Genomic DNA, 11,903 nt, shown 5'->3' with positions numbered 1-11,903 from the left:
GTGCCAGCCGGCGGGGCGGCGCCATGGCCGCCCACACGGCGCTCAGTACACTGACCGGACAGCCACGGGATGGAAAGGGTGAGCCATGCCCGGCGCCCAGGGGGAGGACGAAGCCATGAGCGAGACCACCGCGTTGCGCATCCGCACCGGTCTCGATGCCGTGACGGTGAGCGGCCTCACAGGAGACGAGCGCGCGGAGGTCATCACGTCCTGGGCCCGGTGCGGTGTGGAGGTCGTGCAGCCGCCCGCCCACGCCGATGCGCACCGCGGCGCCGACACCGCGTCTCCGTGGCTCCAGTGGCACGAGGACCTGGTGTTCCTGGCGACCTCACGGACGATCGAGTCCGCCCGCGGCACCCACCTGCTGTTCCATGCCGCGTGCCTCGCCGCACCGGACACCGGGGCGGCGATGGTCCTGGTGGCGGCGTCCGGGACGGGCAAGACGACGGCCACGCGCCGGCTGGGACCCCATTTCGCCTACCTCACCGACGAGACGGCGATCATCGCACCGGACGGCCTGACCGTCACGCCCTACCCCAAACCGCTGTCCCTGCTGGGGTCACGGGGGGTGCGACCCAAGACCCAGCGAGGCCCGGACGACCTGGGTCTCGGCCCGACCCTCCCCGACGCCCGGCTGGCCCGGATCGCCGTGCTGGACCGCGTGCGGGATCCGGCAGGCCCGGTGACGCCGCGGGCGGAGGCCATAGAACTCGTGGCCGCGCTCGAGGCGCTCGTCCCCCAGACATCCTCCCTCTCCCTGCTCCCCCGCGGTCTCGTGACGCTCTGCCGCGTCCTCGACGCGGCCGGCGGCGCCCAACGCCTGGTCTACGCCGAAGCGGAGGACCTGCGGGATGTCGTCGACGGCCTCCTGGCGGCCCCGCCCACGCCCGTCACCCCCGCCTGGGAGGCGCTCACCGAGGAAGAGCTGCGGGCCTCGGTCGGTGCGGCAGTCCCGGGCGCGGTGTCCCGCTGCGCCGTCGACGACGGCATCCTGACCGACAGCGGCCGCCTGGTCCTGCTCGCCTCGGACCGCCTGGTCGTGCTCGAAGGTCTGGGCCCGTCCGTCTGGCTCCTGCTGGACGAACCGCGGACGGCCGCCGACGTGGTGGCCCGCCTCCGCGCCGAAGGGCCCGTGCCCGAGGACGCCGAGGCCCGGGTGCGGGAGGCGATGGACGCCCTGATCACCGCGCAGCTGGCCACGACCGGCTGAGCCGGCACGGCCCGGAGGCGGCCGGCACCCAGGACGCCCCGTCCCCTCAGGAGATCAGTGCCCGCCCCAGTGCGTGGGCGGCCACACCGTCACGAAGACCTCGCCCACGATGTCCTCGCGGGTGACGAAGCGCGCGCAGTCCCCGGCCTGGTCGGCGGGGATGCCGCGGCACGCGATCACGGAGTCGGCCGAGTTGGAGCGGTGGTCGCCGAGCACGAGCATCGAGTCCTCCGGCACGGTGACCGGGCCGAAGCAGCGCGCGGAGATCACCTCGGACTCGCAGTCCAGCTCGTCCCGGAGGAACGGCAGGTCGTTGTGGATGTACGGCTCGTCCACGGGCTCCCCGTCCACCGTCACCGCGCCCTCGGCGGTGCAGCACTCCACGGTCTGCCCCGCGGTGCCGATCACGCGCTTGACCAGGGCCTGCTCGTGCGAGCGGCCGATGCCGGTGAGGTCGCCGAACGTGCGGACGGCGTTCTCCACGGCCCCCTCCGGTGGCATGGGGTGCGCCCAGTCCTCGTTGGCCGTGAAGACCACCACGTCCTGGGCGTCGGCCGCCCCGTCCGGGTAGGCGGTGCGGTTGACCAGCATGCGGTCCCCCACCTCGAGGGTGTTCTCCATCGAGCCGGACGGCACCGAGTACACCTTCACCCACAGGGCCTGCACCACGGCGACGACCGCGAGGGCCACCACCACGTTCAGCAGCAGGGAGGCCCAGAACGGCAGGCGCGGACGGTGAGGCTGCGGCGCGGCCACCGCGCCGCCGTCTTCCCCGTGGGCCGGCTCGACGCGCTCGGCCATGGTCAGGCGACGCCGTCGAACAGGCTGGTGACCGAGCCGTCCTCGAAGACCTCGCGGATCGCGCGGGCGATCAGCGGGGCGATCGAGAGCACGGTGAGGGTCTCGAAGCGCTTCTCCTCCGGGATGGGCAGGGTGTTGGTCACCACGACCTCACGGGCGCCGCACTCGCCGAGACGCTGGGCGGCCGGGTCCGAGAACACCGGGTGCGTGGCGGCGATGATGACGTCCTTGGCGCCGGCGTCCTTGAGGATCTGCACGGCGCCGGCGATGGTGCCGCCGGTGTCGATCATGTCGTCGATCAGCACGCAGACGCGGCCCTCGACGTCCCCGACCACGGTCTTGGACTCGGCCTTGTTCGGAACGGTGAGGTCCCGGCTCTTGTGCACGAAGCCCAGCGGCACGCCGCCCAGGCGGTCCGCCCACTGCTCCGCCACGCGCACGCGACCGGTGTCCGGGGAGACCACCGTGACCTCCTCGCCCTCCACGCTGGAGCGGATGTGGTCCGCCAGCAGCGGGATGGCGAACAGGTGGTCCACCGGGCCGTCGAAGAAGCCCTGGATCTGGGCGGTGTGCAGGTCCACGCTCATCACGCGGGAGGCGCCGGCGGTCTTGTACAGGTCCGCCACGAGGCGGGCCGAGATCGGCTCGCGGCCGCGGCCCTTCTTGTCCTGGCGGGCGTATGGGTAGAACGGCGAGACCACCGTGATGCGGCGGGCGGAGGCGCGCTTCATGGAGTCCACCATGATCAGCTGCTCCATGAGGTGGTTGTTCAGCGGCGCCGGGTGCGACTGGATGATGAACACGTCCTTGCCGCGCACCGACTCACCCGACCGCACATAGATCTCGCCGTTGGCGAAGTCGTAGGCGCTCATGGGGAGCAGCTCGGTGCCCAGCTCCTCGGCGATCTCCTGCGCGAGCTCGGGGTGGGCGCGGCCCGTGGCCAGCACCAGTCGCTTGTCCTCGCTGCGGCTCAGCTCCGTCATGACGTCCTCAACATCCTTCGTGGTTGCACGTTCCATGCCCGGCGGCGGCGCGCGGCCGACGTCCAGCGGGCCGCCTGAGGGGCCCGGTCCTCGCACCCATCCTAGGGCGCGCGGGGTCAGCCCTGAGCGCCGGAGCCCTCGGCGCCGGCGGCCCGCGCGATCCTTGTGATCAACGACTCCAGCCAATCCGCCGCGTCGGACACGCGCGGCTGCAGGAGCCTGGCCTGTCCCTCCGCACCCACTCGTGTCTCCTCCAGCGCATCCAGGTACCCCTGCTCGAGAGTCCGGACGTGAGCGACCGGAGGCGGCCACTCATGCGGTGTGTGTCCTGCCGCAGTCCGGCCGGGTGACCGAAACATGAAAGTACGGCTGACGAGATCTGCGAGCAACGGGATGTCGACACCACCCTCGGCCTCCGCCCCATGCCAGAGCAACTGGATGTCCACGAGATCGTGGCCTCGCGTCTGATGTGGATCCGTGACGGCATGGATCTTCTGTGCGAGCTGCTGCTCGACAGCCATCACGGCCACAGACCGCGGTGTTCCACATCCCAACGCGGTGACCGCCTCCGCGACCTGGGGTGCCACGACCTCGACTGGCTGCGCCAGCGTGCTGCCCTCGAATTCGTCGCGCCCGATCTCGATCGGGACCGACACCCAACTTGTCCTCGCGGAGAGAAAATGCAGGGTCACCTTCGCTCGTGACAGGACGTAGGGATCGGGCACTCCGAGAGGCTCCGCAGGATCGTCCTCATGCACCGTGCCGAAGAAGGCCACCCGGGTCGCAGCCGGGTCGGCCTTGAGTTCTCTCTTGCTCCCGGGCGCGGCCCCCCATCCCCGGTCGACGAACCCGGTCAAGTCCTTCAGCGCCTGCTGGGGATCGCGAGCCAGTAGATCGAGATCCCGGGTCGCCCGCGTCCCGGTGGCTCCATGTCGGAGTCGAACGCCATTTCCACCCTTGACTACGACGCCTTCCGGCAACATCTGCGCCACGATCACTGCTCCCAGCAACCGGCGCGCCCGGTCCACCGGAACGCCCATCGCGTCAGCGATCGCCTCCAGTCGACGGTTGAGTTGGCCTTCGCTCCTGGGCGCACCTCGAGCTCCCAGATCGCCCAGGCCCACGACCACGTCATCGACCGCCACGATGTCCACCGTTCTGCCGCGCCTCCAGGTCCTTCTTCAAGCTCCTCGCCTCGCCCACCGTGAGCAGCCCGCGCGCGCGGGCCTCCTCGATCGCAGCGGCGACGCGCTCGAGAGGGATGCGGTCGAGTGCCTCACGAAGGGCTTGGTTGATCGTGAGGCCTCGCACGCCGCCGTGAAAGGTGAGGTCCTCGTCGCCCGGCGGGGGACGGCGTCGTGTCACTCGTACATGCGCGCGCGGCGAGCCGCGGTACCGCCTCGTCACGCCCACCCGTACGACGGAGGGATCGACCAGGGCGAGGTCGTACAGTGACAGCACTGCGTCCCAGTCCAGGAATGCATCTTCACCGCCCGTGGCCACGGCCTCCGCCGCGTCCGTGAACCGGTCGCGGGGAACCTGGCGATGGAGGTACACCCCGTGGGCCAGCCTCCGCAGAACGCCGCGCTGGGCGAGCTTGCGGACCTCGACGGCGGGCACGCCCGCCTCCTCCGCTTCCGTAGTGGTGATGACCCCGTGGTTCCCCGCAGCCACGTCCCACAGATCGTCACGATACGTCACGGGATCACCACCTCATCTCTGGTGTCACAACCGTACCGGAATCGGTACGGTTGTGACACGCCGACCTCTTGTCGGGCGCGCGGGGTCAGCCCTGAGCGCCGGAGCCCTCCGCGCCGGCGGCCCGCGCGGCCTCGGCCGAGGAGGTGCCCGGGCGCTTGGCCGGCACCCAGCCCTCGAGGGTGCGCTGGCTCACGGCGTTCAGCGCCAGGGCCCCGGCGGGCACGTCCTCGCGGACCACGGCGCCCGCGCCGGTGTAGGCGCCGTCGCCCACCGAGACCGGGGCCGTGAACACCGTGTTCGAGCCGGTGCGCACGTGCGCGCCGATCACGGTGCGGTGCTTGGCGACGCCGTCGTAGTTGGCGGTGATGTTGCCGCAGCCGATGTTGGTGTACTCGCCGATCTCGGCGTCCCCGGCGTAGCCCAGGTGGGAGAGCTTGGCACCGCGGCCCACGGTCACGTTCTTGGTCTCGTAGAACGCGCCGATCTTGCCGTCCTCCCCCAGCACCGTGCCCGGGCGCAGGTAGGTGAACGGGCCGACGGTCGCGCCCGCGCCGATCACGGCCTCCGTGGCGTCGGTGCGCTTCACCACGGCACCCTCCCCCACCTGCGTGTCCGTGAGGGTGGAGTCCGGGCCGACGACGGCGCCCGTGGCCACCGACGTCGCCCCGTGCAGCTGGGTGCCGGGCTTGAGCGTGATGTCCGAGGCCAGGGAGACGGTGACGTCCACCCACGTGGAGGACGGGTCGACGACCGTGACACCCTCCTTCATCCAGCCGCGCAGCACGCGGTCGTTGAGCTGGCGGCCCAGGTCGGAGAGCTGACGGCGGTCATTGGCGCCCTCGACCTCCCACACGTCGTCCGTGCCCACCGAGGCGACACGGCCGCCCTCGGCGCGGGCCATGCCGAGCACGTCCGTGAGGTACTTCTCGCCCTGCACGTTGTCCGTGGAGATCTCCGGCAGGGTGCGGCGCAGCAGGGCGGCGTCGAAGGCGTAGATGCCGGAGTTGACCTCGCGGATCGCCACGAAGGAGTCATCCCCCGTGGACTCGGCGTGGGTGAGGGCGTCCTTGTGCTCCATGATCCGCTCCACGAGGCCCTCGGCGTCGCGGACGATGCGGCCGTAGCCCGTGGCGTCCTCGAGGGTGGCGGTGAGCACGGTGACGGCGTTGCCGTCCGCCTCGTGGTCCGCGACGAGGCGGGCGAGCGTCTCCGGGGTCAGCAGCGGGACGTCGCCGTAGGTCACCACGACGGTGCCCTCGAGGTCCGCGGGCAGGGCGGCCAGGCCCAGCTCGACGGCGCGGCCGGTGCCCGGCACGTCGTCCTGGTCGGCGATCGCCAGCGCGTCGATGCCCAGCTGGGCCGCCACCGTCTCGAGGTGCTCGGCCACGCGGGCCCGCTCGTGCCGGACCACGGCCACGAGGTGCTCCGGCGCGAGCGACCAGGCCGCCGCGAGCGCGTGGCCCACGAGGGAGCGCCCCCCGATCGCGTGCATGATCTTCGGCGTCGTCGACTTCATGCGGGTGCCCTGGCCCGCGGCCAGGACGATCACGGCGGAGGGACGGGCGGACGGCTGGGACATGGGGGCTCCTGCACCGGTGGGGGTCAGCGGACGGGGGTTCCGCCCCTAGGATTCGAACCTAGACCGCACGGCTCCAAAGGCCGGCGTGCTGCCATTACACCAGGGCGGAGCGCCGGACCCCAGGGGGCGGCGACGACGGCCCATTCTTCCACACGGGTCGCGCGGATCCGGGGTCAATAGGCGCCGTCGGCGGCGATCACGGCCTTGACGGTCCGCCCCAGGATCACGAGGTCGCCCAGGATGGACCAGTTCTCCACGTAGTAGAGGTCCAGGCGGACCGCCTCCTCCCACGGGAGGTCGGACCGGCCGGAGACCTGCCACAGCCCCGTGATGCCGGGCTGCACCAGGAAGCGGCGGTGCACGTACTGCTCGTAGGCCTCGACCTCGTGCGGCAGGTGGGGCCGCGGGCCCACGAGGGACATGTCCCCCCGCAGCACGTTCACGAGCTGGGGCAGCTCGTCGATGCTGGTGCGGCGGATGAGCTTGCCGACCCGGGTGATGCGCGGGTCGTCCTTCATCTTGAACAGCACGTCCGCATCCCCGCCGTCCGAGACGAGCCGCTGCCGGATCTCCTCGGCATCCACCACCATGGAACGGAACTTGAGCATGGTGAACGGCCTGCCGCCGAGACCGATGCGCTCCTGGCGGAACAACACCGGCCCGCCGTCCGTGGCCTTGACCGCGATCGCGACGGCGATCAACAGCGGCGAGATGGCGATCAGGCCCAGCCCCGACGCGACGACGTCGAACGCCCGCTTGGCGAACGCCTTGCCCTCGGAGAGGCGCGGGGTGGAGAGGTGGATGAGCGGCAGACCCGCGAGGGGCTGCGTGTGGAGGCGGGGTCCGGCGACGTCCACGAGGGCGGGCGCCATGATCAGGGAGACACCGCGCTCCTGCAGCTCCCAGCCGAGCCGGCGGACGTCCCCGGGGACGAACGGGTGGCCCGAGGTGATCACCACGGCTTCGACGTCGCGCTCCTCCACGTGGGCGACCACGTCCTCCACGGTGTCCAGGTCCGTGGAGACCGGTATCGGGAGGTAGTCCTCCTGCCGGGTCTTGTATCCGGGGAGGGCCGCCGCCACGGGGGCGTAGCCGGCGCCGGCCTCGGAGTCGAGGGCCTGGAAGATGTGCCGGACCGCCTTCGGGCCGCCGACGAGCAGGAGCCGCCGCCGGAACCTGCCGCGGTGTCGCTGCCGCGCCACCCACCCGCGCACGAGGAACCGGCCCAGCAGGAGCAGGAGCACGCCCAGCGGCAGAGCCAGGCCCACGTAGCCGCGCGCCACTTCGAGACCTGCCGCATAGGCGAGGATCGCGACGGTGCCGAAGAGGTAGAGGGTGCCCTGCAGGACCCGCTTGTACTCCTCGGTGCCCACCCCCAGGATCCGGATGTCCCGGGAGCCTTGGATGGTCAGCGCGAGCACCCAGGCCGCGCTCAGCGCGAGGCTGATGACGCTGTAGTCGACGAGTGCGGCGCCCGGGAGGGTGGTGCGCCGCGGTCCGCCGAAGCGGAGCTGGGCCGACACGAAGGTGGCGAGCAGGACCGCGACCACGTCCACGACCAGGACGAGTCGCGGAAGGCCTCGCTCCCAGGGCCGGCCCAGGACACGACCACGGGCGGTCGAGCCCATGCGAAGCGTGGTCGACTCGTCACCGGGGCTCGCGAACACGCTCTGCTCCTCCGTCCTGACGCGGGGGGATGGTCCACGTCATGTGGGCCGGGCATGGTGCCGTGCCCCGGCCCCCGATTATAGGACGGAAACAGTCGCCGGCTGTGCGACCTGCCGCACTCTCCTGTGCGCGCCCGCCCGTCAGTCCCCTTCGGCGAGTTCGGCAGCCTGCAGCCACTCCTCCTCCAGGACGTCCAGCTGTGCGTCGAGGTCCTTCAAGTCGGCGGAGGCCGCGGTGAGGGCATCGAAGTCCTGCGCCTGCCCCAGCTCGGCCATCCGCGCCTCGAGGCCGGACTTGCGGTCCCGCAGCCGGGTCATCTGCTTCTCGAGCCGGGCCATCTCCTTGCGGGCCAGCCGACGCTCCGCCTCGGTGGGCCCGGTGTCCTCCTCCGGCCCGCCCATGCCCGCGCACGTCCCGACGACGTCGTTGCGGCCCCGTACCGGGCCGGCTCCCCGGGCCGGGCCGCCGGCCTCGTCCATCGCGGCGCGCAGCTCGAGGTACTGATCCACCCCGCCCGGCAGGCCGCGGACCTTGCCGTCCCCGAGCAGGGCGACCTGGTGGTCGGTGACACGCTCGAGCAGGTACCGGTCATGGGAGACCACCACGAGGGTCCCCGGCCACCCGTCCAGCACGTCCTCGACGGCGGCCAGGGTGTCCGTGTCCAGGTCGTTGGTCGGCTCGTCGAGCATGAGGACGTTGGGCTCACCCACGAGCAGGCGCAGCAGCTGCAGGCGCCGGCGCTCGCCACCCGAGAGCTCGGAGACCTGAGTCCACTGCCGGGAGGTGCCGAAGCCGAGCATCTCGAGCAGCTGGCCGGAGGACATCTCGCGGTCACCGACCTGGAAGGACGAACCCTCCCGGGCCATGACTTCCGCGACGCGCAGGTGGGCGACGTCGTCGAGCTCCTTCACGTCCTGGGTGAGGGTGGCCGAGACCACCGTCTTGCCGCGCTTCACCCGCCCCGAGTCCGGAGCGATGCGGCCGTCGAGCAGGCGCAGCAGGGTCGACTTGCCCGCACCGTTGGCGCCGACCACGCCGAGCCGCTCGCCGGGCGCCAGGCGCAGGGTGACGTCGTCGAGGATCGGCTTCTCCCCCAGCGTCAGGCTCACGTGCTCGAGGTCGAGGACGTCCTTGCCGAGCCGGGCCGTGGCCATCTTCGCCAGGGACACCGAGTCGCGCGGGGCGGGGACGTCCTCGATGATGGCGTTGGCCGCCTCGATGCGGAACTTCGGCTTGGACGTGCGCGCCGGGGCGCCACGGCGCAGCCAGGCGAGCTCCTTCTTCACCAGCTGCTGACGCTTCTGCTCCGTCACCGCCGCCTGCCGGGAGCGCTCCGCGCGCGCGAGCACCCACGCCGCGTAGCCGCCGTCGAACGGGTCCACCGTGGCGTCGTGCACCTCCCACGTGCGCGTGCAGACCTCGTCGAGGAACCACCGGTCGTGGGTGACCACCACAAGGCCGCCGTCGGTGGGGCGCCAGCGCTGCGTCAGGTGGCGGGCGAGCCACGCGACGCCCTCGACGTCCAGGTGGTTGGTGGGCTCGTCGAGGAAGAGGACGTCGTCGTCCCCGGCGAGCAGACGGGCCAGGGCCACGCGACGGCGCTGGCCGCCGGAGAGGCCCCGCACGGACTGCTCCAGGTCGAAGCCGTCGAGGAGACCGCCCAGGACGTCCCGGGCCTTGGGGTCTGAGGCCCACACGTGGTCGTCCACGTCCCCGACCACGGCCTGACGCACGGTGTGCTCCGGGTCGAGCCGGTCCTGCTGGTCCAGCACGCCCACGCGGACGCCGCCGCGGCGGGTGACGCGGCCCGTGTCGGGTTCCTGGAGGCCGGCGAGGATGCGCATGAGCGTGGACTTGCCGTCGCCGTTGCGGCCCACGAGTCCGATCCGGTCCCCCTCATCCACGCCGAGGGAGAGGCCCTCGAGGACGGTGCGGGTTCCGAAGGCGATGCCGATGTTCTCGGCGCCGAGCAGGTGGGCCATGGAGGAGGTGGTCCTTTCCGGACGGAGGAGGGGTGGTCGGGGGCGGCGGGGTGCGCCGCCGGGTGTCACAGCACGTGGGCGCCGGGCACGGGGCCGTGGACGGGGAGGGCGCGCACGCCCGTGCGCTCCTCGATGGCCGAGGCCAGCCGCAGCGCGGAGGCCTCGTCCTGCGCCACGAAGAGCAGGGTGGGGCCGGAGCCGGAGACCATGCCGCGCAGCGCGCCCTCGTCCAGGCCGAGATCGAGGACGTCCGAGAGCTCGGGGAACAGGACGACGGCCGGGGTCTGCAGGTCGTTGTCCATGGCGGTGGCGAGTTCGAGCGGGTCCGCCGCGGTGAGGGCCCGCAGGACGGCCTCGTTCACCTCCGGGCGCGCCGGCCCGTCGGGCAGGTGACCCTCCCGGCGCAGCTCGTCCAGGGTCTGGAACACCACGGGGGTGGACAGCCCGGCGTCCGCCGGGACGAGGACGAGGTGCACCGGGGTGCGGGCCGCGACGGGGGTCAGCTCCGCCCCGGTCCCGAGCCCGACGGCGGCGCCGCCCAGCACGCTGAAGGGCACGTCCGCGCCCAGCGGGGCGGCCAGTTCGGCGAGCTCGGCGCGGGTGTGCCCGGTCTCCCACAGGGCGCTGCACGCGAGCAGCGCGGCGGCCGCGTCGGCGGAGCCGCCGCCCATGCCGCCCGCGACCGGGACCTGCTTGGCGACCTCGAGGTGGACGCCGTGGCTGTCAGGATCGAGTCCGAGGGTGTGCCTCAGGTGTGCGGCGGCGCGGTGCGCGAGGTTGCGCTCGTCCCAGGGCACGTCTTCGGTGTCCACCAGACTGATGTGGCGGCCCGACGGGCCGACGGTGATCCTCCCGTCCGTGCGCGCGATCGCCGTGACGGTCTCCCGCAGGCTGACGGCCAGGTACACGGTGGCCACGGGGTGGTAGCCGTCCGCGCCGGGCGGCCCCACCCGCAGGGACAGGTTCACCTTGCCGGGGGCGCTGATCGTGACGTGCCGGGCCGTGGGGTCGAGGCCGAGGTCCTCCGTCGTCATGCGCTCACCTCCTCCGCCGCACGCCGCGGGCCGTGCTCGGCGATCCTCGCGAAGGCCGCGATGTCCAGGGCCTCGCCGCGGGCGCGTGGGTCCACGCCGGCGGCCACCAGGGCGTCCTCCGCCGCCTGCGGCGACCCCGCCCAGGAGGCGAGCGCGGCGCGCAGGGTCTTGCGGCGCTGGGCGAAGGCGGCGTCCACCACGGCGAAGACCTCCCGGCGGGACGCGCTGCCCGCCGGCGGCTCGCGCCGGGTGAAGGCGACCAGCCCGGAGTGGATGCGCGGAGCGGGCCAGAACACCTGGGTGCCGATGGTGCCCGCCTTGCGCACCTCCGCATACCACGCCGCCTTGGCGGACGGCACGCCGTAGACCCTGGAACCAGGCCCGGCCGCGAGACGGTCCGCGACCTCCTCCTGCACCATCACCAGGCCGTGCCGCAGCCCCGGCAGGACCGCGAGCGCGTGCAGCAGCACGGGCACGGCCACGTTGTAGGGCAGGTTCGCCACGAGCGCGGTGGGGCCGCCGGCCGCGGCAGCGGGCCGGACCTCGGCCAGTGCCTGCTCGCTCAGCGTCATGGCGTCCGCGTGCAGCACCGCGAGGGCGTCCTCGGCCCCGGGGCGGAACTCGGCGGCGGTGCGCGGCAGGCGGGCGGCGGTGACCGGGTCGATCTCGACGGCGGTGACGGCGGCGGCCGCGTCCAGCAGGCCGAGGGTGAGCGAGCCCAGCCCGGGGCCGATCTCCAGCACGTGCTCGTCCGCGGTCACGTCCGCGGCCTGCACGATGCGCCGGATCGTGTTCGGGTCGATCACGAAGTTCTGGCCCCACTGCTTGGTGGGACGCAGGTCCAGCTCGGCGGCGATGCGCCGCACGTCCGCGGCGCTCAGCAGCGGGGCGGGGGCGGGGTGCGGGGAGGGCTGGACCATGCCCGCGAGTCTATCGGGGCGCCGG

10 protein-coding genes and 1 tRNA gene are annotated in these 11,903 nt (G+C 72.7%); 1 reads left to right on the top strand and 10 read right to left on the bottom strand.

Going from position 1 to position 11,903, the window contains the following annotated elements; genetic code table 11:
• Positions 1 to 115 precede the first annotated feature (115 nt).
• Positions 116 to 1,210: a PqqD family peptide modification chaperone gene (locus ACFI33_RS06880; RefSeq protein ID WP_462623864.1), complete on the top strand. Its 1,095-nt coding sequence runs from the start codon at positions 116 to 118 to the stop codon at positions 1,208 to 1,210.
• Between the two features lie 54 nt (positions 1,211 to 1,264).
• On the opposite strand, the gene lepB is transcribed toward ACFI33_RS06880, so the two are convergent.
• From lepB to rsmA, 10 genes are all read right to left on the bottom strand, one after another.
• Positions 1,265 to 2,011, bottom strand: a complete 747-nt coding sequence (lepB, locus tag ACFI33_RS06875; protein WP_285139938.1) for a signal peptidase I — start codon at positions 2,009 to 2,011, stop codon at positions 1,265 to 1,267.
• A gap of 2 nt (positions 2,012 to 2,013) precedes the next feature.
• Positions 2,014 to 2,994 carry a ribose-phosphate diphosphokinase gene (locus ACFI33_RS06870; protein WP_036340441.1) on the bottom strand — a complete coding sequence of 327 codons (981 nt, stop codon included), beginning with the start codon at positions 2,992 to 2,994 and terminating at the stop codon, positions 2,014 to 2,016.
• A gap of 116 nt (positions 2,995 to 3,110) precedes the next feature.
• Entirely contained in the window at positions 3,111 to 4,148 is a 1,038-nt protein-coding gene (locus tag ACFI33_RS06865; protein ID WP_020627446.1) for a nucleotidyl transferase AbiEii/AbiGii toxin family protein, read from the bottom strand.
• On the bottom strand, positions 4,126 to 4,695 hold the full coding sequence (locus ACFI33_RS06860; protein ID WP_020627445.1) for a type IV toxin-antitoxin system AbiEi family antitoxin domain-containing protein: 570 nt from the start codon (positions 4,693 to 4,695) through the stop codon (positions 4,126 to 4,128). The genes ACFI33_RS06865 and ACFI33_RS06860 overlap by 23 nt, the downstream gene beginning before the upstream one ends.
• A gap of 85 nt (positions 4,696 to 4,780) precedes the next feature.
• A complete protein-coding gene (glmU, locus tag ACFI33_RS06855) occupies positions 4,781 to 6,274 on the bottom strand; it encodes a bifunctional UDP-N-acetylglucosamine diphosphorylase/glucosamine-1-phosphate N-acetyltransferase GlmU (protein WP_036340435.1) in 1,494 nt (497 codons plus the stop codon).
• A gap of 37 nt (positions 6,275 to 6,311) precedes the next feature.
• A tRNA-Gln gene (locus ACFI33_RS06850) sits at positions 6,312 to 6,383 on the bottom strand.
• A gap of 64 nt (positions 6,384 to 6,447) precedes the next feature.
• Positions 6,448 to 7,941: an exopolysaccharide biosynthesis polyprenyl glycosylphosphotransferase gene (locus ACFI33_RS06845; RefSeq protein ID WP_020627443.1), complete on the bottom strand. Its 1,494-nt coding sequence runs from the start codon at positions 7,939 to 7,941 to the stop codon at positions 6,448 to 6,450.
• Between the two features lie 141 nt (positions 7,942 to 8,082).
• The gene (locus ACFI33_RS06840) at positions 8,083 to 9,924 is read right to left on the bottom strand and encodes an ABC-F family ATP-binding cassette domain-containing protein (RefSeq protein ID WP_462623860.1); all 1,842 of its coding nucleotides are present in this window, start codon (positions 9,922 to 9,924) and stop codon (positions 8,083 to 8,085) included.
• 65 nt (positions 9,925 to 9,989) lie between these two features.
• A complete protein-coding gene (locus ACFI33_RS06835) occupies positions 9,990 to 10,958 on the bottom strand; it encodes a 4-(cytidine 5'-diphospho)-2-C-methyl-D-erythritol kinase (protein ID WP_462623859.1) in 969 nt (322 codons plus the stop codon).
• Positions 10,955 to 11,878: a 16S rRNA (adenine(1518)-N(6)/adenine(1519)-N(6))-dimethyltransferase RsmA gene (rsmA, locus tag ACFI33_RS06830; RefSeq protein ID WP_230260082.1), complete on the bottom strand. Its 924-nt coding sequence runs from the start codon at positions 11,876 to 11,878 to the stop codon at positions 10,955 to 10,957. The genes ACFI33_RS06835 and rsmA overlap by 4 nt, the downstream gene beginning before the upstream one ends.
• Positions 11,879 to 11,903 lie beyond the last annotated feature (25 nt).

It is taken from the genome of Micrococcus sp. PSi08, assembly GCF_054960655.1.
The sequence above is the reverse complement of the archived record's forward strand: the minus strand, read 5'-3'. Positions and strand labels throughout refer to the sequence as shown.

Coding starts and splice junctions, on each gene's coding strand:
- lepB (WP_285139938.1), bottom strand. CDS start 2,011: ATGGCCGAGCGCGTCGAGCCGGCCCACGGGGAAGACGGCGGCGCGGTG.
- ACFI33_RS06880 (WP_462623864.1), top strand. CDS start 116: ATGAGCGAGACCACCGCGTTGCGCATCCGCACCGGTCTCGATGCCGTG.
- rsmA (WP_230260082.1), bottom strand. CDS start 11,878: ATGGTCCAGCCCTCCCCGCACCCCGCCCCCGCCCCGCTGCTGAGCGCC.
- glmU (WP_036340435.1), bottom strand. CDS start 6,274: ATGTCCCAGCCGTCCGCCCGTCCCTCCGCCGTGATCGTCCTGGCCGCG.
- ACFI33_RS06835 (WP_462623859.1), bottom strand. CDS start 10,958: ATGACGACGGAGGACCTCGGCCTCGACCCCACGGCCCGGCACGTCACG.
- ACFI33_RS06870 (WP_036340441.1), bottom strand. CDS start 2,994: ATGACGGAGCTGAGCCGCAGCGAGGACAAGCGACTGGTGCTGGCCACG.
- ACFI33_RS06840 (WP_462623860.1), bottom strand. CDS start 9,924: ATGGCCCACCTGCTCGGCGCCGAGAACATCGGCATCGCCTTCGGAACC.